At 36.3% G+C, this 23,931-nt stretch carries 18 protein-coding genes and 2 pseudogenes; 19 read left to right on the plus strand and 1 reads right to left on the minus strand.

What is annotated here, in order from left to right; translation table 11 throughout:
• Window positions 1-478 precede the first annotated feature (478 nt).
• From BM390_RS00360 to BM390_RS00410, 11 genes and pseudogenes are all read left to right on the plus strand, one after another.
• A complete protein-coding gene (locus BM390_RS00360; protein ID WP_062320093.1) occupies window positions 479-2,185 on the plus strand; it encodes a sensor histidine kinase in 1,707 nt (568 codons plus the stop codon).
• Between the two features lie 3 nt (window positions 2,186-2,188).
• On the plus strand, window positions 2,189-3,703 hold the full coding sequence (locus BM390_RS00365) for a response regulator (RefSeq protein ID WP_062320095.1): 1,515 nt from the start codon (window positions 2,189-2,191) through the stop codon (window positions 3,701-3,703).
• Between the two features lie 148 nt (window positions 3,704-3,851).
• Window positions 3,852-5,174 carry an ABC transporter substrate-binding protein gene (locus tag BM390_RS00370; RefSeq protein ID WP_062320097.1) on the plus strand — a complete coding sequence of 441 codons (1,323 nt, stop codon included), beginning with the start codon at window positions 3,852-3,854 and terminating at the stop codon, window positions 5,172-5,174.
• A 22-nt stretch (window positions 5,175-5,196) separates the two neighbouring features.
• Window positions 5,197-6,084 (plus strand): carbohydrate ABC transporter permease, encoded by an 888-nt coding sequence (locus tag BM390_RS00375; protein WP_062320098.1) that lies wholly within the window; start codon window positions 5,197-5,199, stop codon window positions 6,082-6,084.
• Window positions 6,081-6,911, plus strand: coding sequence for a carbohydrate ABC transporter permease (locus BM390_RS00380; protein ID WP_062320100.1), 831 nt, complete (start codon window positions 6,081-6,083; stop codon window positions 6,909-6,911). Before BM390_RS00375 ends, BM390_RS00380 begins: the two co-directional genes overlap by 4 nt.
• A gap of 10 nt (window positions 6,912-6,921) precedes the next feature.
• Window positions 6,922-8,208 (plus strand): glycoside hydrolase family 125 protein, encoded by a 1,287-nt coding sequence (locus tag BM390_RS00385; protein ID WP_089852687.1) that lies wholly within the window; start codon window positions 6,922-6,924, stop codon window positions 8,206-8,208.
• 20 nt (window positions 8,209-8,228) lie between these two features.
• Window positions 8,229-9,620, plus strand: a complete 1,392-nt coding sequence (gene gmuD / locus BM390_RS00390) for a glycoside hydrolase family 1 protein (protein ID WP_089852688.1) — start codon at window positions 8,229-8,231, stop codon at window positions 9,618-9,620.
• Window positions 9,613-10,512, plus strand: coding sequence for an ROK family protein (locus tag BM390_RS00395; protein ID WP_177220585.1), 900 nt, complete (start codon window positions 9,613-9,615; stop codon window positions 10,510-10,512). Before gmuD ends, BM390_RS00395 begins: the two co-directional genes overlap by 8 nt.
• Before the next feature lie 128 nt (window positions 10,513-10,640).
• The gene (locus BM390_RS00400) at window positions 10,641-11,546 is read left to right on the plus strand and encodes an ROK family protein (RefSeq protein WP_062320107.1); all 906 of its coding nucleotides are present in this window, start codon (window positions 10,641-10,643) and stop codon (window positions 11,544-11,546) included.
• A 363-nt stretch (window positions 11,547-11,909) separates the two neighbouring features.
• Window positions 11,910-12,158, plus strand: a pseudogene (locus BM390_RS15865) (IS1634 family transposase); the annotation flags it as partial.
• A 55-nt stretch (window positions 12,159-12,213) separates the two neighbouring features.
• Window positions 12,214-13,727 (plus strand): annotated as a pseudogene (locus BM390_RS00410) (IS3 family transposase).
• A 349-nt stretch (window positions 13,728-14,076) separates the two neighbouring features.
• On the opposite strand, the gene BM390_RS00415 reads toward BM390_RS00410, so the two are convergent.
• Window positions 14,077-14,889, minus strand: coding sequence for a MurR/RpiR family transcriptional regulator (locus BM390_RS00415; protein WP_062320114.1), 813 nt, complete (start codon window positions 14,887-14,889; stop codon window positions 14,077-14,079).
• 225 nt (window positions 14,890-15,114) lie between these two features.
• On the opposite strand from BM390_RS00415, the gene BM390_RS00420 reads away from it, so the two are divergent.
• The 8 genes from BM390_RS00420 to BM390_RS00455 all read left to right on the plus strand — a co-directional run bounded on the left by BM390_RS00420 (window position 15,115) and on the right by BM390_RS00455 (window position 23,914).
• Window positions 15,115-16,437 carry a family 4 glycosyl hydrolase gene (locus BM390_RS00420; RefSeq protein ID WP_062320116.1) on the plus strand — a complete coding sequence of 441 codons (1,323 nt, stop codon included), beginning with the start codon at window positions 15,115-15,117 and terminating at the stop codon, window positions 16,435-16,437.
• Window positions 16,438-16,451: 14 nt separating this feature from the next.
• On the plus strand, window positions 16,452-18,005 hold the full coding sequence (locus BM390_RS00425) for a DUF3604 domain-containing protein (protein ID WP_089852690.1): 1,554 nt from the start codon (window positions 16,452-16,454) through the stop codon (window positions 18,003-18,005).
• An 18-nt stretch (window positions 18,006-18,023) separates the two neighbouring features.
• Window positions 18,024-19,391 (plus strand): PTS transporter subunit EIIC, encoded by a 1,368-nt coding sequence (locus BM390_RS00430; RefSeq protein WP_089852691.1) that lies wholly within the window; start codon window positions 18,024-18,026, stop codon window positions 19,389-19,391.
• Between the two features lie 61 nt (window positions 19,392-19,452).
• Window positions 19,453-20,187, plus strand: a complete 735-nt coding sequence (gene nagB / locus BM390_RS00435; RefSeq protein ID WP_062320123.1) for a glucosamine-6-phosphate deaminase — start codon at window positions 19,453-19,455, stop codon at window positions 20,185-20,187.
• Between the two features lie 29 nt (window positions 20,188-20,216).
• Window positions 20,217-21,596: a sulfatase family protein gene (locus BM390_RS00440; RefSeq protein WP_062320125.1), complete on the plus strand. Its 1,380-nt coding sequence runs from the start codon at window positions 20,217-20,219 to the stop codon at window positions 21,594-21,596.
• A 3-nt stretch (window positions 21,597-21,599) separates the two neighbouring features.
• Window positions 21,600-22,067, plus strand: coding sequence for a PTS sugar transporter subunit IIA (locus tag BM390_RS00445; protein ID WP_062320127.1), 468 nt, complete (start codon window positions 21,600-21,602; stop codon window positions 22,065-22,067).
• Window positions 22,068-22,186: 119 nt separating this feature from the next.
• Entirely contained in the window at window positions 22,187-22,966 is a 780-nt protein-coding gene (locus BM390_RS00450; protein ID WP_062320129.1) for a sulfite exporter TauE/SafE family protein, read from the plus strand.
• Window positions 22,967-22,987: 21 nt separating this feature from the next.
• A complete protein-coding gene (locus tag BM390_RS00455) occupies window positions 22,988-23,914 on the plus strand; it encodes a formylglycine-generating enzyme family protein (protein WP_062320131.1) in 927 nt (308 codons plus the stop codon).
• Window positions 23,915-23,931: the final 17 nt, after the last annotated feature.

The following is a 23,931-nucleotide window of genomic DNA, read 5'->3' on the forward strand; positions in this document are numbered from 1 at the left end:
CTCGGTTTTTTTTCATACAGACTGCACCAGCAATTATATTCTGATAGGAAATATGTGCAGGACAATCGATGATAGTTTCTTCAGTTAGGTTAATACTAATTATTCCTTAAGTGTATTGAAGGTGCACCTGATGACAGTAGGGCTGTTACGAGGACGTCAAACTTTATGATTGGTTTTAGCAGTTGATATTAGAATTTTAGATAACTAATTTGACGATTGTTTGTTCAAATGCCTGACTCTCTATAGCGAATAATAATGAGCTAGAAAATCTTTGGGAATCTTAGAGAAATTTTAGCTTTTTTAAATGATTAAGCTGATTTTTTGAAACTAAGCTGAGTCTGTACATAATGTAATCACCTCAAGATTAATGTGATAAGTTAATTGAGTGTAGTGCAACCCAAGCTTGTGTTATTTGATTGTATGGTTTACTATATAGAAAAATTAGCACCATACATATTGTTTAATGGAGATGATTATCTTGAAGTTTTTCAAGAAAAATAGCTTGCAATCTCGTATCTTTATATTTACCTTGATCTTAGTTCTAATACCATTGTTACTGATTGGATTAGTGACTTATTCAAACTACAAAGATTTGGCCATTACTAACCTCATTAATTCTAATAAAAGTACAGTAACTCAAATTAACGAGAATTTAACTTTTATTTTAGAAGATATTCATGACCTGTCTTTGTTTGTGATACAAAGCAATCAGGCCCAAAATTTATTACAAAATAAAGATGATAACGAAAGTTTTTCTTTTCAACAACAAAAACGAGAAGTAGAAGAGTTATTGGTCCACCTTATTGGCTCTAAAGATTTTATCAAGTCTATCCACATTGGTACAAACCGTTCTTTGTTAATTGATACAAATAGATCGGGCGCTACTTTGAGTGAGGAGCAATATAAGACGATATTAAATTTAAATGGACAAGCCCATTATTTTATTGATGCTGAGAGTGGGCTGTTTACATATTCTCGAATTATTAAAAATTTGCAAGATATCACCGAACCTGTTGGTTATATTAGCATTCATTTAGATATAGATTATTTAAATAGTTTGTTGACAACTTATAATAAAGATTTACATGAGAATTATTATTTGATTCACGACAATCAGCAGGTTGTTTTATCAAGAGAAAGCAGGGATCTACCACAACAGAATGATAAGGTTTTTCAGGATGTAGTGCCGTTAACTAAAGAAATTTCTATCGATAACTATGACTATATTCAAACAATAAGCCAATTGGAAAAATACCCCTTTAGACTTGTTCATCTTATTTCTCTTGAGCAATTACTTCAACGAAATGTCGTTGTACCTCGATTAGTTATCGGATCCTTACTTGTCAGTTTGTTTGTCTGTCTGATTGTCGCCTTTTATTTCTCTAGATATATCGTAAAACCAATTAAGGGTCTAGAATTACTAATGAAAGAAGTTGAAAATGATAACTTAAATGTATCGTTTACTGAAAAAGGCACGGACGAAATTAACCAATTAGGATCTGGCTTCAATGCTATGCTGAAAAGAATTAAGTTTTTAATTGAAAGAGTCTATCAAGTTGAAATTAAGAATAAAGACGCCGAATTAAAAGCTTTAACCGCACAAATTAACCCCCACTTTTTATACAATACTTTGGATACTATTTATTGGATGAGTTATTCAGAGGGGAGTGAAAAATCAGCGGAGATGGCTTACTCTTTATCACAACTGTTTCGCATGATTTTAAAAGAAGAAGGTTCGGTGACGACGGTAGAGAATGAACTTTCTTACGTTACCCACTACTTAAAAATCCAGGAAGTACGCTATCAAGGCATGATTAACTTTGACATTGATGTTGAACCAGGTATTGAAAACTATAAAACCGTAAAAATGGTAATTCAACCACTCATTGAAAATGCGATTACACACGGTATTGAACACCGTGGTCACGGAAATATTTCTATTCAAATTAAAACGACCGATCACTATTTAGATATTAAAGTTGAAGATGACGGGGTTGGTGCCGATATTACTAAATTGTTGGCGCTGTTGGATGATATCAGGTTTAAACAGGATATGAAAGGTTATGCCCTACGAAACATCAATGATCGGATTAGATTAAACAATGGCGTAGATTATGGTTTGATCTTTTTAACGAATAAAAATCAAGGCTTAACGGTTATTGCTAGACAGAAGAAGGAGGTGTAAGCATTGAAGATTTTAGTTGTAGAAGATGAACCGATGATTAGACAAGGGATTGTCGCAGCTATTAAACAGATGGATGAACACGATGTTTTTGGTGCGTCAAATGGCCAAGTTGCTTTAGATATAATGGACAAAGAAGCACCAGATATATTAATAACCGACATTCGTATGCCGGTCATGGATGGTTTTGAATTAATTCAAGAAACGTGTAAAAACTTCCCTAAAACAAAGATGATTATCTTGAGTGGTTATCAAGACTTTCAATATGCCCAAAAAGCAATACAATTTGGTGTGAAAGAATATTTAACAAAACCTGTGGGTTTTCCAGATTTAGTGCGCTCATTAAATAAAGTGACCAATCAAATTTTAGGCGAGCGAACACGCCAAAGTTTTTATAAAGAAAATAAAGTATTACTGCAGCGAGAATGGCTCAGAACCATTATGCAATCGCAAACAGACTTGACAAGCTTTCAACTTCAAACCGCTAAAAAATTAGGGATTCATTTTGATGGGCCATTCTTCCGTGTTGTATCAATGGAGTTTGACCAACCTGTTGCTAGAAATGAAGGAGACCATCTCCTACAATTCATTAAAGGAAGCGCGCACTCTTTTTTTCCTTCTGAATATGAAATAGCGGTGGTCATAAATGTACCAGATGTAAAAATAAAAGAAATTAAAGGAAATTTTGTAAGCGCTTTAAATTATACTAAAGCGAAAGACTATACGATTACAATCGGTGTAAGTTCTGTCGTTGGTTCAAGAGAAAAACTAGCGATCCTGTATACTGAGGCGGTCGATGCAAGAAGACAAAAGGTTTATTTTGGAGAGAACAAAGTATATGAGGTATCTGATATGCCGCATGAAGATGAGCAAGATCACTTGCCAGTTATTTCTGAGGAAATAACTATAGCCATTATGGATTGCTTAAAGAATTGTGATCTAGCAAGGTTAGAACAAAAAATCGATCAGGTATTTCAGATGTTTGTAAAAGAGCGCTATTCTTTAACTAAAGTGCATCAGTGGGCGGTACGTATACTTATTCGTTCTTATATTGAATTGGACCGAGAGGAAGAATTAGCTCAACTCGATCAGACGGAAATCTTCGCTTTAAATAACACTGTAATGAAAATTCAAGTGACACTGGTTCATGCATTTAAACATTTATTGAAAAAACGAGAGGCGGAGTCAACAAGTACACGCTTTAACCTTGTAAATCAAACAATCGATTATATAAAAGAACATTACCAGGAAGAATTAGCGCTTGAAGTCTTAGCCAAACAAGTCTTTATTTCCCCAACATATTTAAGTAAAATTTTCAAAAAAGAAAAAGGCGTATCACTTATTACGTGGTTAAATGATTACCGAATAGAACAGGCGAAAATCACGATAAAAGAACAACCGGCTTGGCCGATGTATCGCGTGGCAGCTGAAGTGGGCTTTAAAGATTACAAATATTTTGTGCGCGTATTTAAAAAGAAGACCGGTGACTCTCCAACGGAATTTAGAAATAGAAGAAAATAAGTCATTTTTTTGAGAAGTTAAGTTGTTACTTACTTCTCTTTTTTTGATGATAGACAAAAATGGAGAACATTTCACAAGAACGTGTAACGTCAAAAGAATTATGAGGCGGTATAATCAAACTATAAATTAATTCTTAGGAGGAATAAAAATGAAAGCGTTTATTTTAAAGCTCACTTTATTTGTTGCTATTGTCAGTCTACTTACTGCATGTGGAAGCGGGGATGATAATGCAACCGGTTCTGAAAATCAAGACGGTGATGATGTAAGCATTTCACTTATGCACTATTACAACAAAGAATTAGGGGAACCAGCACCAACGGCTCAATTAGAAAAATTAGATGAGTTTGCCGCTAACAACCCAGATGTAACAATTAACCAAGAAATTCAGTCACATGATAATTACGAAACGAAAGTTAAGACACTAGCAGCTGGTGATGAATTACCAGATGTATTCCTAATTAAAGGTTCAATGACGCAACAATTTTTAGAAAACGAACAAGTCATGAACTTAGATGCGTTTTTGAATGAAAATGATGGTTGGCAAGATCAATTTGTTGATGGAACACTTACGCCGTTCCAAGTAGATGGTAGTGCTTATGGCGTGCCAATTTCAGGCGGTGCGACGCATATCGTTTATTATAATCAAGCAATCTTTGATGAAGTAGGTATTGAAGCATTCCCTGCAACATGGGATGAGTTCTTAGCAGCTATCGATACATTAAATGAAAATGACGTGACCCCAATCGCTCTAGGAAACAAAGGCAAGTGGGTACTTAATTCAAGTTATTTAAGTACGCTAGGCAACCGCTATACGGGTGATGAGTGGTTCAATAACATTTTAGCAAACAATGGTGAAGCAGCCTTTACTGATCAACCATTTATTGATGCACTCGGTGCAATTAATCAATTAGCTGATAGAGGTGCTTTTAATGAAAATATGAACAGTATCGATAACAGTGAGCAACAAGCTATGTACATGAACGGTAAAGCAGCGATGTTTATTGAAGGCGACTGGGCGGCTGGTTCTATTTCAAGTAATGCTCCAGAAGACGTATTAGAAAATACACATGTAGCTATTTTCCCAGCGATTGATGATGCTGGTGGAAACCAAAATACCGTATCAGGTGGCGGTGGTTGGGCTTATGCCATCAACGCTGATGTTACAGGAGAAAAACTTGAAGCAATTAAAGACATGATTTATCACCTAACGAATGAAGATGCTGGAAAACTTATTTTGGAAAAAGGTCAAATGCCAGCAATTAAAGTATCAGGTACGGAAGACATGGACTTAGGTAGATTAACACGCGAAATCTTAGAATTACTCGAAGATAATAAATATGTACCTATCTATGATACGATCTTAGAGCCTGCTTTAATTGAAGAAATGAACAACAACATGCAAATCATGGTCATTGATCAAGTGACACCAGAAGAAGCTGCGGAGAATATTCAAAAAGTATATAGTAAATAATCTTTACATTTGAGGGGATAAAATGAAAACAAAAAGTGCAATAAAGCCTAGAAATTCTAAGATTTATTTATACCTTTTACCTGGATTAGCTATCTACGCTTTTGTCGTACTAGTTCCACTTGTTATGGCATTAAGATATAGTTTCTTTGATTGGTCAGGTGGACCGAATATGGACTTTATCGGTTTAGACAACTTTGTAGCACTCATTCAAGATGATGTGTTCTGGCAATCGTTCCGAAATAACTTATTTATCATTATTATGAGTATTATCGGTCAAGTTGGGATTGCTTTCTTAATTGCTGTCTTATTAACAAGATCATGGGTAAAGTGGAAACAGTTTCACCGAACGGTTATTTTCATCCCCAATGTACTAGCCGCTGTTATTATCGGTTTTTTATGGTCAATGATTTACAATCATGATTATGGTTTATTAAATTATAGTCTGAATGCTGCTGGTCTTGAGTCATGGATTTCTCCATGGCTCGATGACCCGAGTATTGTTATGACCTCAGTTACGATTCCGATTGTGTGGCAGTTTGTTGGGTTTTATTTAATTATCTTTATGTCTGCGATGCAAAATATTCCAGATGAACTATATGAAGCCGCCAAAATAGATGGTGCAACAAGTTGGAAGCAAACATGGCATATTACGATGCCTATGCTAAAGAGTACATTTAGAGTAGCCATCATGCTCTGTATTGCTGGAAACATGAAAGTGTTTGATCATATCTTTGTTATGACAGGCGGCGGGCCGGGTAGCAGCTCAACTGTTATGGCACAATATGCGTACGACGTATCATTTAATCGTTTTGAATTAGGTTACGGTAGTGCTGTATCTATCGGTATGTTAGCACTTAGTCTTGGACTTATTCTCATCAGTCAAATAATAGGAAGGGGAGAAAAAGAATGAAATGGCTCACACCTTTAGGTAAAACGATTGTAAATATACTATTGCTGATGTTTTCTTTATCTGCCGTCTTCCCTATTATTTGGATGCTCTATTCGTCATTTAAAACACAGAAAGAATTCACATTAAATACGATTTCTTTACCTGAAACGTGGCAATTCTCCAATTATATTGAAGCGATTCAGGTTGGTAAATTACATGAGTACTTTTTTAATAGTGTGTATATTAGTTTATCATCCGTATTCTTAATCATCTTCTTAGGTTTTATTATTGCATATATGATTGCAAGATTTTCTTTCCCAGGAAGAAAAGTGATTTATATATTATTTATGTTTGGTATGTTGATTCCAATCCATGGCTTACTAGTCCCTATTTTTATTGAATTTAAAAATGTCGGGCTATTAAACAAACCGTACACACTTATTTTGCCTTATGTCGCCTTCGGTTTGCCGATTGTGATTTTCTTATTTGAATCGTTTATTAAACAAATTCCAAAAGAAATTGATGAGGCCGCAATCATGGATGGTTGTACAACTTTTCAAGTTATTTTTAAAATTATTTTCCCAGTTGCCTCACCCGTCATTGCAACAGCAGTTATTTTAAGTTTCTTAACAGCTTGGAATGAGTTCCCGTTTGCGTTAGTACTTATTCAAGACGAAGCGCTTCGAACCCTTCCTGTTGGTTTAACGAACTTTAATGGTCAGTACACAGTAAATTATCCGCAAATGATGGCAGCGATGTCAATCACGGTATTGCCAGTCTTACTGATTTACTTAGCATTCTATAAGAAAATTATCCAGGGTATGACAGCGGGATCTGTGAAAGGTTAAAGGTGAAAAAATGAAGCAATATCCAGAAATTATTCAAGATGTCATGGATGAAGTCCATATACAATTAAAAAATGAACCGAAATTACAACAGCTATTTACAAATTGTTTCCCGAACACACTTGAAACAACGACCAAACGTTTAGCTGACGGGACAACTTTTGTTTTTACAGGTGATATTCCGGCGATGTGGCTACGAGATTCAGCTGAACAGGTCGCTCATTATTTGCCCTTTTTAACTAAAAGTGACGAACTACAAGAACTAATCAAAGGGTTGATTAAGCGCCACTTGTTTTATATTAACCACGATCCTTACACGAATGCATTTAATGAAGAAGCAAATGATCAGCACTGGAATAAAGCAGATAAATCGGTGCTCACACCATGGATTTGGGAGCGAAAGTACGAAGTCGATTCGGTCTGTTTCTCACTAAAGCTAATCTATACCTACTGGAAAGAAACAAGTGATGACAAGGTCATTGATGCAACGTTCTTAAGAGCACTGGATAAGATTATTTCAATGTGGGAAATAGAACAATATCACGACAAAAAATCTTCATATACTTTTGAACGAGATGATTGTCCCGATATAGATACTTTGTCTAATAATGGAAAAGGAACACCTGTGAATTATACAGGTATGACTTGGTCGGGCTTTCGACCAAGTGATGATGCATGTGAGTATCATTACCATATTCCTGACAACATGTTTGTTGTTGTTGTCCTTGGCTATGCGTTAGAAATGATCTCACACCTTGAAGGTGAAGATATTTTAATAACACGGATGCAACGACTACAAAAAGAAGTTCAGCGAGGCATTGAAAGTTATGGTATAGTACATCACCCAGAATTCGGGAAAATTTACGCCTATGAAACAGATGGATTTGGCAACCATGTGTTAATGGATGATGCCGGAACTCCTAGTCTGCTTTCTGCACCTTATTTAGGCTATTGTCGTGTTGATGATGAGATTTATCAAAATACACGTAAATTTATTTTAAGTGAAGGTAACCCGTATTACTATGAAGGCACATATGCCAAAGGTCTTGGAAGTCCGCATACGCCGGAAGGCTATATTTGGCCAATTGGTCTGTCAATGCAAGTTTTAACTGAACAAGACCCTATAAAGATAAAAGCGCTTATAGATACTTTGGCTTCGACTGACGCTGGAACAAACTATATGCATGAAGGTTTTGATGCGAATGATCCTTATCAATATACCCGTGAATGGTTTGCGTGGTCTAATAGTTTGTTCTCGCAAGCATTGCTCTATGCACTTGAAAAGAAAGTATTTGATTAATTTAGAAAGGATGATCATGAATGGTTCATTATGATTTCCCTCCCGAGTTTTTATGGGGAGCAGCATCTTCTGCGACGCAATCTGAAGGAACGGTAGCAGGTGACGAAAAAGCAGAAAATATTTGGGACTACTGGTTTAAAACGAACCCTGAAAAGTTCTATCATGGTGTAGGTCCTAGTATCACATCTGATTTTTACCAACAGTTTGAAGAAGATATTCAGAGAATGAAAGACATTAACTTTAATTCGTTTCGGACATCAATTTCATGGTCGCGGCTACTTCCAGATGGTGAACACGTTAATCCAGAAGCAGTGACCTTTTATAATCATGTTATTGATCGATTAATTGATGCAAAGATTAAGCCGATTATTAATCTGTTTCACTTTGATATGCCGATGCACTTACAAGAAAAAGGTGGGTGGGAAAACCCTGATATTATTAAAGCTTTTTCCTATTACGCAGAACAAGCCTTCAAGTTATTTGGGGACCGAGTGATGATGTGGACAACGTTTAACGAGCCTATTGTGCCAGTGGAAATGGGTTATCTCAATACATATCACTATCCTGCGGTTATTGATATGAAACGGGCTGTTGTTGTTGCTTATCATTCAATGCTCTCAAGTGCAAAAGCGATAGAAACGTATCGAGAACTTAAGTTAGACGGTGAGATTGGAATTATTTTAAACTTAACCCCCTCTTATCCTAAGAGTGAAAGTGAAGCAGATATTAAAGCGGCTCATTTAGCTGATTTATTCTATAATCGAAGCTTCTTAGACCCCTCTGTGCTCGGGGAGTATCCAGAAGAGTTAGTTCAACTTATTGATGAGTACGCCCTCTTGCCTGAAAGAATTGCAAATGATGCGGAGCTATTAGCATCTAACACGGTTGATTTTTTAGGTGTCAATTACTATCAACCGCGCCGGGTAAAAGCAAAAGAAACAACGGATCAACTCGAACATATCACACCAGAAAGCTTTTTTGATTATTATGAAGACCCTAATCGTCGAATCAATCCGCATAGGGGTTGGGAGATTTATGAAAAGGGTATGTATGATATTGCGATGAACATTAAACAAAACTATCACAACATCCCGTGGTACATTTCGGAGAATGGTATGGGTGTATCTGGTGAAGAACGCTTTATCAACGATGACGGAATGATTGAAGATGATTACCGCATTGAATTTTATGAAGAACATTTAAAGTGGCTTCACTTAGCAATGCAAGAGGGAGCCAATTGCTTTGGCTTCCATACGTGGACATTCATTGATAACTGGTCATGGTTAAATGCATATAAAAATCGGTATGGTTTTTACCGGCTTAATTTAGAAGACCAGACACGCCACATGAAAAAGAGTGGTTTATGGTTTAAAGAACTCGTAAAAAGAAATGGGTTTGACACCAATGAGTGATGTATTAGCAATTGATATTGGTGGAACAAATATCAAAGTCGGCCTTGTTGATAACAAGAGCCAATTATCACAGCAACAATCTTACCCAACACCTACACTATTTGCTGATTTTACGATGCTATTAAATACAATCAAACAAGCCTATGTACCACATGATTACCGCGGTGTGGCGGTTAGTAGTCCAGGTATACCTTTATCTAGCGGGATGATTGGAGCAGATAGTGCGGTACCGTATTTACATGAACATAACATTTTGAATCTGTTTAAAAGAACTTTTCACTTGCCTGTAACAATTGAAAATGATGCTAATTGTGCTGCACTGGCAGAAATATGGAGTGGAAATGCTCGAACAGAAAAAAATGTGGCAACATTAATTATTGGAACGGGTATTGGTGGTGCTATTATTCAAGACCGGAAGATCTTTCATGGTAACCATCACCATGCAGGTGATTTTGGTTATATGCTCTTTCCGACTGAGACCGGAGAATTATCAGTATTTAGTCGTTTAGCTTCGACTTCTTCAATCATTCGTTATGTCGCTAAGAAGAAAGCTGAACCCGTATCTTCTTGGTCAGGAGAAAAGGTATTTGAGCTTGCTAAAGCGAAAGACCCGATTTGTCAAGAAGCAATTGACCGCTTCTATTCAATGTTATCGCTAGGTATTTATAATATTCAGTACGTCTATGACCCAGATGTCATCTTAATTGGTGGTGGGATTAGTTCGCGAAAAGAATTATTAGATGAGTTGAGAAGTCGTTTAATCACTATTCAAACAGAGACACCAGAAAAACTCGTGGTGCCAAAAGTGATGGTTTGTTATCATAAAAATCATGCTAATTTACTCGGAGCTGCCTATCACTTTATGATTTCAGGAGAGGTAACTGACAAGTGATTCGTTTTTTTAGAACAACATTATGACATAGACATCATTACGTCAGGATTAAGATGATAGCTCATGTATGGCTATGGTCCTTTTTCTGACGTTTCTGTTTATACTATAATAATAAAGGATGTGGCGAGATGTACGCGGTTGGTATTGATATTGGTGGAACCAAAACAGCACTAGCGATTGTAGACCAAAGTGGAAAGATTCTTTCTCGAACGAAACTTGTAACAGATACGAGCATAGACCCTTCACGGATGATTAAAAGCATAATTGAGACTGTAAAACAGATGTTAGTTGACCATGATATTAAAGAAGAGATGCTGGCTGGCATCGGTATAGGGGCGCCGGGTCCGTTGGATATTTCTTGTGGCATGATTACTTATCCACCCAACTTGCCACTTTGGCGCAATGTTTCGATTGTTGCTGATTTTAAAAAGCAGTTTAATGTCCCTGTTCGCTTGGAAAATGACGCCTCTGCTGCAGCGGTTGCAGAGCATCATCTAGGTAACGGAAGAGGGCATAAGGATATTCTTTATGTGACGATTAGCACTGGTATTGGTGCAGGTATTATCTCAAATAATCAATTACTATCAGGCAACAAAGGAAATGCTGGGGATATTGGTCATATGGTTGTCGATCCTAGCTTTGGTGAATGCACATGTGGCCAACTTGGTTGTTTTGAACATGTATGTTCAGGGACAGCTATTAGTCGAGAAGCTTCAAAGATTAAAGGTATAACGATCTCTACTGCTGAAGCTTTTAGTCTTTATAAAGAGAAAGATGAAGAAATCACCCGGTATTTAGACGTAGTGATTAACCGAATGGGAATGGCGGTTACGGCTATGATTAATACACTTGACCCGGAAATTATCGTTATTGGTGGTGGCGTCAGTCAAGCAGGGGAAACGCTATTCCAGCCTATTCGTGATTATGTTAAGCAGTTTACTTTAAATCGAGATGCGAGTGATACTCCTATTGTACCTGCTGAATTAAATCAAGAAGCAGGTGTTATTGGCGCAGCTTTACTTATGTTTGAATAAAACGTCTTTAAATAAAAATCATCGTGTACACATAGGAGTATCCTTGTAAGGAACTAAATACCAGAGAAAATCAATGGATTGAAGAATGCAAAAAAGAAGTCCCTTTGGTACGATTAATGTCATTGATGACCTCTAATTCAAATACTAAAAGGAAACCTCCACAAGAGATTTTACACAAAATTAACGCTTAATGTAAATTACATAAAATAAGTGTATGTGTCAAGTTGATCTCGATTAGATTGTCAAATAAAGATTTAAGTGCGCGTTTTTTTCCGATTTCAGCATTTTTTTGCTACTGTACTATCGTTTGCTGCCTGCATTCCCAGAATTTATAACGAGGTGGTAATTGTGAGAATAATCTATCAAATCAATAAACAAACGGGGATCTATGAGGATTTAAAAGCCATCTTTCCTTCTCGCTATAAACAGATACTATCAATTGCATATTGCTTAATACTTGAAGGAAATAATTCTTTAAGTCATTTTTTGCATTGGTGGAAACTGCACCACCATTTGTTTAAACAAGATATAGCCTCTTAGAGAAGCAGTGATTTATTTCAACAGATTGATGAGGAAGGTCGTATAACCTTCTTGAATATTGCGGACAAAAAGAGCCACTTGGAGGTGTGGACATAATCTTGGACAACTATAAGACAGGAGAATGTCCATTTACTCTTACGAAGAAAGAATAAAAGCTGTAAAGTTTTACATTAAATACGAGCACTCATTGGCGTCAGTCATTCAGGAACTAGGCTATCCTTCTTCAAAAGCTCTGTACAAATGGTTTAAGGAATATGAAGAGATTGGGGATCTTTAGATAACCTCAACAAGAAAACGTGAATTTACCCATGAAGAAAAACAGTTTGCTGTTAATCACTATATCGAATACGGTCGTAATTATTCGAGAACTGTTCGTATGTTGGGTTATCCCGACAGAAACATGCTTAGTGATTGGTGTAAAGAACTTGCTCCTGAAGCTCGTAAAATCAGGCGCAGTAAGTTAAACTATTCTCAAGAGCAGAAAAAAGAGGCCGTTATCCATCTTGTGAGCCGCAAAACCTCTGTCCAAAAAATAGCTGAGCACCTTCATATCAGTCGTAAAACGCTCTATAATTGGAAAGAAGAGCTCATTGGAGAGGAACTTCCACCAAATATGACTAATATGCCTGATAGCCCTCAACTAGAAGCGTTAAAAAGCGAAGTTGATGTTTTAAAGCGAGAAGTTTATCGACTACGAATGGAAAAAGATATCTTGGAAAAGTCTGCTGAACTCGTAAAAAAGAACGGGGGTATCAATCCAAAACATCTCTCCAACAAAGAAAAAACACGTGTGATTGATGCCTTAAGAATCTTTTATCCATTGGGACTTCTGCTAGAAAATCTCGATTTAGTTAAGAGTAGCTATTTTTACCACAGAAGCCAGTCTAACCTTCCGGATAAATATACTGATCTACGGGTAATGCTTAAGGACATTTTTATTGAAAGTCGTTGTACGTATGGCTATCGTCGTATGTATTAGGTCTTAAAAAACGACATGTTGTCGTTTCTGAGAAAGTTGTTAGACGACTTATGAAGGAAGAGCATCTCATTGTTCGTTCAGTAACTAAAAAGAAATATAGTTCGTATGCAGGTGAAATTACTCCCGCGACATCTAATCTTATTCAACGAAATTTTAAAACTGAAGCGCCTGATGAAAAGTGGTTGACAGACATTACAGAGTTTCGTATTCCTGCCGGAAAAGTCTATTTATCGCCCATTATCGATTGTTTTGATGGGGGCATAGTTAGTTGGTCAATCAGTACACAACCGAATGCGGAGCTCGTTAATAGTATGTTTGATCAGGCACTTGATACACTCTCTGATCATTCAAAGCTAATCGTACACTCTGATCGCGGAGTACACTACAGATGGCCAGGTTGGATTGAAAGGATTAAAACCAACGGTCTGACACAGTCCATGTCTAAAAAAGGATGTTCACCAGATAACTCGGCTTGCGAAGGTTTTTTTGGAAGACTTAAGAATGAGTTTTTCTATGGATTTAAATGGGAAAACATATCAATTGATACATTCATTAAACTACTTGATGATTACATGCATTGGTACAACAATAAAAGAATTAAACTGTCTCTAGGAGGACTCAGTCCGATAAATTATAGAAAGACACTAGGTTTAATTGCATGAAAAAAGTCCAAGAAAACATCCGCACCTCCTACTAATGAAATATCCTAAGCTTAGACCGTCCTATGCGTTCATCACAGGTTTTTGACAAGCATTAAAGGATAGAGATATGCTTGAGTTTCGCGAACTCATTTTATATGAAAAAGATCGACATGATTTATTAACTACATACTTCATTTCAAGGCTACTATCTGATTTCTCACCTACTTTAAACACCATAGAACTTAATGAAAACAATGGCTTCCTAGAAGGTCAAGTTAATCGATAAAATTGCGTAAGAACTTACTTTTTTTAGCCGTTATACCTTTAAAAACATTTAGTTTAGTTAACATTTTAGACTAAAACCGTTGAGTTATAGCATATCATCATGCACTTCAGATGTTTCTATAGAAGTTGTCGTATTTAATATTTCATGATTATGCAAGTAACGTAAAAATATTTTTTCTAAGATATAATCAATCATTAAATTAGATGCAATGCACTCATTATTCTTAGGTTCATAAATCACAGAATAGTAAGCCCAAAAGTTTAACGCACATAATTTTGATAGCGAATTTTTTGTTATTGACGTTATTGATATTGCCGTTGCTCCGACTTGTTGGGCTTTTTTTGCATATTTAATAATATTTTTACTCTCACCTGAAAAGGATAGAAAGATGATTAATGTATTATTCGATATACCGTTTAAAAAAGCTATTTCAACTTCTTCTTCATTTTGAGGCGAAATAAACTTACTGTCGTAATAATTGAACCGCATAGCCGTAAAATAAGCGCTCGATTTCAACAACCAAGATCCTATTAAATATACTCGATCAGCCTTTTCAATAGCCTCCACTGCTTGAGAAACACTTTGCTCTTTTAATAAATCTGATGTCTTCTTTAAATCTTCAATTAAAAAACTACGAGAAATCTCACCCGAACGTGCTTCATCAATAGTAGTTTTATTGAACTTGATATAAGATTTAAACTCTGAATATCCTGAAAAACCTAACTTTTTTGCTAATCTGAGGATTGTAGCATGTGATACGAAACAATGATCTGCTAAAGTGTTGATTGAGAATGTGTCTACTTTTTCAACATTTTCTAAGACAAAGTTTAAAATTTTATAATCTGTTGTTGAAAGTTTTTCCTCATTTTCTTTAATCAACTTGGATAAGTATTTCAATTCAGCACGCTCCTAGTGATTATATTTAATAAAATTATTATGGCATTTAAAATATAGAGTGTCAATTTGGTATATTTTAAATTCATATATATGTAAAAAAGATAGTTTTTAACGTTAGGTGTGATTTATATCAGTTGAATTAACGCTTTAACTATGATCTCACGATATATTGAAAACGCTTTAAATGCTGTTATGATGAGGTTAACAACACAAAGGAGTGAGGTTATGAAAAAAGTTAACATTACTATAGTTGGAGGGGGAAGCACGTATACTCCTGCACTGCTGGATACGTTAGTTAGATATCAAGACCAAGTGTCTATTGATAATCTCGTATTATTTGATACTGATGAGGCTAGACAGCGGGAGGTGGGAGATTTTGCAGAAGTCTTGTTCAAAGAAAGATATTCATCCGTTAATAACATCAAATGCACTACGAATATTGAAGAAGCTTTTAGTGATACAGATTTTGTTCTAATGCAAATTAGATCAGGTGGATTGGAAATGAGAAAGCATGATGAGAAAATTCCTTTGAGTCATGGTGTGGTAGGACAAGAGACATGTGGACCAGGTGGATTTTCTTATGGTATGCGAACTTTAAAAGACTTCATTGAGATAATTAAAGAAATTAGACGGCAATCTCCAGATGCGTGGATTATTAATTATTCAAACCCAGCAGCTATTGTCGCAGAAGCAACAAAAAGAGAGTTTCCAAACGATCAGCGTTTAATAAATATTTGTGATATGCCAATCGGGATAATGGATGCATTCTCAAATATTTTGGGAGTATCAAGAAAGCAACTATCACCAAGATACTTTGGATTAAATCATTTTGGTTGGTTTACTAACCTGTATGACCAAGAAGGAAATGATCGATTACCAGAAATTAAAGAATACCTTAAACATGACGCGATTCTTCCTACTGAAAAAGCTATGTCGGATGATTCGTGGAAAAAGACATTTGAACAATTAGCTCAAATGACTAATGATTTTGATGGCCCAGTTCCAAATACGTATTTACAGTACTATCTGTATCCTAAGAAGATTGTGAAAGAATCCGATCCTCATCATACAAGAGCGGATCAGGTTATTGCTGAGAGAGAAAAAGAAGTATTTTCGATGATTTCAGCTGTCAAACAGCAAAATTCCACAGAGGATATCGAAATATCTTCAGGGGTACATGGTGACTATATTGTCGATTTAATGACAGCAATCATTAATAATAGAAATGATTTATTTATCATAATGGTTGAAAATAAAGGGGTTATTGAAAATTTACCTTCAGAGGCTATGGTAGAAGTACCATGTTTAGTAAATAGCAATAATATTGAACCCTTACGTGTTGGACCGATTGATACTTTTTATAAAGGCTTAATAGAAAATCAATACGCTTATGAAAAGCTAACGGTAGACGCTTTTTATAATAATTCGTATGACGCGGCTTTAAAAGCTTTAACTCTGAATAGAACAGTAGTAGATACAGACTTAGCTAAAAGTATTTTAAATGATCTTATAGAAGCTAATAACGATGCTTGGCCAAAATTAAATTAAGGGGGAAAATGAGTATGAAGAAAAAAGAATTATTGTGGTCGGATTTCCACTCGAATATCCATCCAAAACAAATTAATGATTTAGAAAACTGGTATGATTTTGCTAAAGAAATGCTTGATTTCTGGGGGGTTGCTTACTATCCGTTCCTTCATCGTAAATCTAAACATGGATTACCTTTAGAGGATACGATTCCTCTAGAGGATATGCAAAAAGATTGGGAATACATTCGTCAATTTGCTGAAGAAAAATCTGAAGACGATTTTACATTCTTTATGGGATATGAATGGCAAGGAAATGGAGAAGATGGGGATCACAATGTTTATTATTTAAATAATGATCAAGATATCCATCATCCAATGACTTATAAAGAATTATTAAATAAAATACCCAAAAGTCAAGCGATGGCCATTCCACATCATACAGGTTATGCAGTAGGCCATAGAGGAAAGAATTGGGCCACTCATGATTATGAATATTCTCCTTTCACCGAGATATATTCTTCGCACGGTTCATCAGAAAGTGACTATGATGACTTACCGATGAATGTTCATATTCATATGGGCCCCAGAGACTCTAAGGGAACAGTCATGCAAGGGTTGAAAGAAGGAGCGGTTACAGGGATTATCTGCTCAGGTGACAATCACGTTTGTCCTGCAATTACTGGTAACGGGTTTTTAGCCGTTTGGTCGGAAGATAGATCGAGAGAAAGTATTTTTAAAGCTTTACTCAACCGCAACGTTTATGGTGTAACTCGAAGCCGGATTCAATTAAACTATGAACTTAACGGGGCATTAATGGGTGATTTTATTGAACCCTCTCAAACAAGCGAAGCAAAAGTTGAAGTTAAAGGAACAAATGCGATTGATAGAATTGAATTTATTAAAAATAACGTGGTAAAAGACACATATATTCATAATGGACAATGGGAAGAAGAAACACTGACTGGAAATGTAGTATTTAAGTTTGAGCTGGAACTTGGATGGGGTCCTGATCAGCGAGTGTATCCTGATATTCAAGAAAAGCACTGGACAGGCTCTCTTAAAACCACAGGTAAAATACTAGATATTGAAAAGTTATGGACAACCCCAGGCCAAAGCGTAAGTATGATTGGTGAAAGTGAAGCAGAGTTTGATATCAATACAACGAAGGGTGGATATGGTAATGAAAAATTATCTCAGAAAAACCACCAGACACCTTATATTCAAAATCAATCAATGATATTTGAGATTGAAGCAGATGTTAATTCTGATTTAGAAATAATTATCGATGATAAAACTTACTCATATAAAGTCAAAGATATTTTATCTGAATCTCATTTAATTGGCTTAGTCGATGAGGCTAAAAAATTAGCCAAAGAACGTTTTGATAAAGATAACTTTTATCGCTCAGACCCATTCTGGCACAATGCATATAAGGTTAAGATTCATAGAGGGGTTCCTGCTACCGCTTATGAAGTAACTTATGAGACGGAATTGGGTGAATTGGCACAAGATGATTATGTATTAGTTAAGGTATATCAAAGAAATGGTGAGCGCGCATGGGCTTCACCAATCTGGGTAAAAAACTAATAGAAAAGAGGGGTTCAAATGGCTTTAAACTATAAAGTATTGGCTCAAGATATTATTGAAAATGTTGGTGGAAAAGATAATATTCGAGCAATGGAACATTGCGCTACCCGATTAAGGCTGATGCTAAAGGATGACTCACTTTTTAATAAGGCTGCTATAGATGATATGGATGGAGTGAAAGGTGTACTTCATAAGGCTGGGCAATTTCAAATTATATTAGGAACGGGTACAGTTAATCAAGTCTATAATGAAGCAGAAAAATTAGTAGATGACACGGGTAATGTTAAAGATGAAGCGTATGATGATATGACAGTGGTTCAGAAAATTGTGCGAGTATTTGGTGATATATTCATTCCTATTATTCCAGTAATCATCGCTTCAGGTATATTAATGGGGCTAAGATCGTTTATGGTTAATCTCGGTTGGTTAACTGAAGGTTCATTTTGGTTTGGATTTTCACAAATATTAACTGATACACCGTTCGCTTTTCTTCCAGCTCTTGTAGGTTGGTCTGCAATGAAGCGATTCGGCGGCACGCCAATATTTGGTTTCATCATTGGATTAATGCTCGTCCACAATTTCTTGCCATCTGCAGGCGCGGTAGGGCGCGGGAATTTAGAACCTTTATTTGTTGATTTGTTTGGATTTGAGGCAACAGTCGTAGGTTATCAAGGTTCTGTATTGCCTGTTCTTGGTATCGCGTTTGTGGTAGCGTATCTTGAGAAAAAAATCCGTAAAATTGTTCCGGATGCATTAGATTTAGTGCTAACACCATTTATCGTTATGACTATCGGTCTATTTATTGGCTTATTCATGGTAGGACCTGTTGCACGTATCCTTGAAACAGGTGTTGCAGATTTATTCGGCTTCTTATTTACTTTACCATTAGGGATAGGTGGTTTCATAATTGCTGGTTTGCAGCAAGTGTTGGTTATTACAGGTTTACACCATGCTCTTTGGGTTATAGATATCAATTTCTTAGAACAAATGGGAGAAAATTTATATCAACCAATTCGATCTGCTGCTGTAGCGGGTCAAGCCGGCGCAGTAACAGCTTTTGCTATCTTTGCTAAAGGTAAAAAGATGAAAGCGTTAGCTATTTCTTCCGCTGTTTCAGCGTGGTTTGGTATTACAGAGCCAGCTATTTTCGGTGTTAATTTAATTAACTTCTGGCCGTTTATCTTCGGTTTAATTGGAAGTGCTCTTGGTGGTATGTATTCTTCCCTTGTGGGGTTAGCTGGAGATGGAATGGGTATCGCTGTTATACCAGGATTTTTACTTCATTTAGATGGAACAATGTTCCATTATGTTATGGTGAATCTCATCGCTGGTTTAGTACCATTTATCCTTTCAGTCATTTGGATTAAGAAGAAGGGAAACATCTAAATAAATAAGGCAACAGACTGGGTTCATCCCAGTCTGTTGATTAGTTTTAGGGGGATTTGTAATGGATTTAATTGTTTTCAATACTAAAAATGAAGCAAATGCCTATGTGGCTGGTTTGATTGTTCAAGAGGTCAATAAGTATGCCTTTTTGACCTTAGGATTAGCAACAGGAGAAACTCCTAAAGGCATATACAATGATTTAATTAAACGATATCGAGAAAATAAAGTGAGTTTTAAAAACATCACAACATTCAATTTAGATGAGTATATAGGATTGCATCCTGAAAGCCCTGATAGTTATCACTTCTATATGCATGAAAAACTCTTTAATCATATTGATTGTCCAAAAGAAAATAGCCACATACCAAATGGTTGTGCAGAAGATTTGAATAACGAGTGCGAAAACTATGAAAAGCTAATAGAAGAATCGGGCGGAATTGATCTGCAATTGTTGGGGATTGGAACTAATGGGCATATCGGTTTTAATGAGCCAGGTACCGCATTCGATACACATACACATATAACTAAATTAGCTCCTTCAACAATTGAAGCAAACACGCCATTGCTAGTAGAAGAGAAGAAATTACCATCACACGCACTATCGATGGGTTTAAAAACTATTAGACAGGCTAAAAAGATTATTTTAGTAGCATTCGGAAAACAAAAAGCTGATGCGATTCAAAGACTATTGAATGGGAAAGTTTCAGAGGATTTCCCCGCATCAATTTTGAAGAAACATTCAGACATTAAAATTGTTATTGATAGTGAATTAAATAACGAACTAAAGGCAGAGTAGTTAATCTTTCTTCAGGAGGTGATGAAGTCATGAAGCATCATATAATTTATATTCACACGCATGATAGCGGGAGGATATTAAGTCCGTATGGCTACGATGTCCCGACGCAATCACTTAAAGCATTCACAAAAGATGCGACGATATTTAGAGAAGCCTATTGTGTTGGACCCACGTGTTCACCAAGTCGTTCAGGACTACTAACAGGTATGTATCCTCATAGTAATGGGATGTATGGATTATCGCAGCGTGGATTTAAACTCCATGATTATAACCAACATTTAGTAAACTATTTAAACAAACGAGCGTATAATACAGTGCTTTGCGGGATCCAACATGAAGCAGGAAGCTATATAGATCATGAAGCAGGGGCGAAAATTATTGGTTATAAACAAGATATTACAGCTGATAACACTGGCTTAGCAGAAGAGGAACTTGCTAAGTGGGATTATGAAAATGCCTTGAAAACTAAAGAGTGGTTAGAGTCTTATCAAGAAGATAAACCTTTCTTCCTTTCTTTTGGTTTATTTTCAACACATAGAAAATTTCCGGAAGAAGGACATGAGAATAAAGAAGAGATTGATCCAAAATATGTTATGCCACCGACACCTTTATCTGATGACTATCCTATTCGTGAAGATTATGCTGGATATCTAAAGTCAGCGACATGGGCAGATGAATCATTTAAGGTTGTTATCGAAGCCATTAAGGAAGCCGGATTCTATGATAATTCAATCATTATCTTTACAACCGATCACGGTATTTCTTTCCCGTTCAATAAATGTAATCTTTTCGACGCGGGTATCGGTGTTTCATTAATTATGCGTGTGCCTGGCAGTCGCATGAATGGGGAGGAAGTGGAAGGTTTGGTTTCACAAGTTGATGTTTTCCCTACCTTATGCGATCTACTTAATCTCGATAAACCGGATTACTTACAAGGTGAGTCCTTTGCTTATCTTTTTGAAGATAAAGAAGGGACAGAAAGAGAAGAGATATTCTCTGAAATTAATTACCACACAGCTTATGAACCTGCGCGAAGTGTTCGTACGAAACGTTATAAATACATTAAATTCTATGATAAATCGTATTTGAAAATTAACCGGACAAATATTGATAACTCAATAAGTAAAGATTATTATCAAGCAAATGGTCTAGAACAAATAGAAAAGCCAGAAGAAGCGCTTTACGATTTGCTGTATGATCCAAGTGAAACAAATAATCTTATCGAGGACGTAAAATATCAATCAATAGCTGATGAATTAAGACAAAAACTATTACAACATCAATTAGAAACGAACGACCCGATTCTAAATGGACATTTTAAGTTAGAAGAAGGCTGGAAAATTAACAAAAGTGAAAATTATAATCCGAGCTCTAAGGATCCAAATGATTTTCTAAAGGTGGGGGAATAACGCGTGTTTAAAAAATTCTTTAATAAACCACTATTTGTAAGTCCTGTTTCTGGCATATTGAAACAGATCGAAGATGTTGATGATGAGATGTTTGCTGGTAAGGTGCTTGGAGATGGCTTTGCCATCTACCCTACTAGTCATTCTATTAAATCACCCATCACTGGGGAAGTAACTTTTGTATATAATACAAAGCACGCGATTGGATTAAGAGCGACGGATGGATTAGAAGTACTCATTCATGTTGGGGTTGATACTGTGAAGCTTAATGGAAGGGGTTTTACCGCTCATGTTAAGCAGCACCAAAAGGTGAGGCAAGGTGAAACGTTGTTAACAGTCGACTTTGAAACAATTAAACCGGAAGTACCTTCAATTGATGTCATTGTGGTGTTTAGCAATGGAGAGAAATGCACCGTTCATAACCCTGGTGAAACGGTTGCTGTTCTTGACCAAAATATTATTGATATAAATTAAGTAGACCACTTGGGGGGATGTCATTCCCCCTTACTCTAATGACAGCTAAAGCATAAAGTATATCGTTATATACGATGAGTGAGAGGTATAAATTCTTTAAATTTAAGGGAGAACCGGTTATGTATGTTGTATATTTTTTCGTAGGGTTAATTTCCACCGCATTAGGAGCTGCAGCAGGGCTAGGTGGAGGAGTCATTATCAAGCCTATGCTTGACTTACTCGGTGATTTTAATTTGAAGTCAATAGGGGCATTATCAGCAATCACCGTTTTTACTATGGCTGTCGTCTCGCTTTTCGGATCAAGAAAACTCGATGTTCAACTTCAAAAAAAACAAAGCTTTACTCTTGCTATCGGTTCTATTATAGGTGGTGGCATAGGGAAAAGCTTATTTAATAGTAGTTTGAAATATGAACCAATTAATCATATGATTGGATTAGTTCAGTCAGCACTGCTTATCGGCATTTTAATCATCATATTATTATTAATGAAATATCGTCATTTCTATAAAACATATCACCTCAAAAACGCTGGGATCATTTTAATGATTGGTCTTATATTGGGCGTTGTCTCCGCATTTATCGGCATTGGGGGAGGGCCATTAAATATTGCTGTTTTAAGTTTATTGTTCTCCATGGATACAAAGCAAGCGCGTCTTAATTCTATTTTCATTATATTTTTCTCGCAACTCGCCGCTATCATACTTATATTTACAGAGGGCAGTCTCGTTGAATATGACTTAAATATGCTCCCGGTCATGGTTATCGGCGGAGTCGTTGGAGGTTTTATAGGGAATTATTTATCCTTACATTGGGATAGTAGACGAGTTGAGTTAATTTTCAACGCAACAATTATATTGATTATTGCTATCAATATTTATAATGTTGTACAAGCCATATAATTAAGAAAGAGGGTGAATTACATGAGTTGTTGTCATAGTAATCGAATAAATTGCGATCAAAATACGGATGAAAACATGAAAACCTCCAACTTGATTAAACCTGGACAGCATCATCAAGAAGGAATGGTTAAATTAACTGGTGGAACATTTTTAATGGGAACGGAGGATAGTGATGCCAATAAAGGCGATCAAGAAGGTCCTATAAGAGCCGTTAATGTTGAGTCTTTCTATATTGATCCAACTCCAGTTACGAATCAACAATTTCTTGAGTTTATAGAGGATACGAACTACCTAACAGACGCAGAACGATACGGATGGTCCTTTGTTTTTTACAACCTTTTATCGGAAGAAACAGCTAAATCTGTCACACAAAGACCCGCCCATACCCCGTGGTGGCGGGTGGTAGAAGGAGCAGATTGGGCGCATCCTGAAGGACCGGATTCTTCCATCCAAGATCGTTTAAATCACCCCGCTGTTCATATTTCATGGAATGACGCTACCGCCTATTGTACATGGTCAGGGAAAAGACTATTAACTGAAGCGGAATGGGAATATGCCGCAAGAGGGGGGCTTGTCCAAAAACGTTACCCTTGGGGAGATGAATTAACACCAAACGGTAAACATCTATGTAACATTTGGCAAGGAGATTTTCCGATTGAAAACACTCAAGATGACGGATATAACAGTACGTGTCCTGTTGATGCTTTCCCTTCAAATGATTTCGGTATGTTTAGTATGGTAGGAAACACGTGGGAGTGGTGTGATAACTTTTTTGATCATTCAATAGCTACATCCATCACACAAGATCATCAACCAAGAGCCATAAGAGGTGGATCGTATTTATGTCATGAATCATACTGCAATCGTTATCGGGTTGCAGCACGAAGCTCTAACACGCCAGATAGTTCATCTGGTAATATGGGCTTTCGATGTGCCATGAATGCTTAGTTACAATATTTAAGGAG

This window comes from Halolactibacillus miurensis, from assembly GCF_900116255.1.
GTDB lineage: Bacteria > Bacillota > Bacilli > Bacillales > Amphibacillaceae > Halolactibacillus > Halolactibacillus miurensis.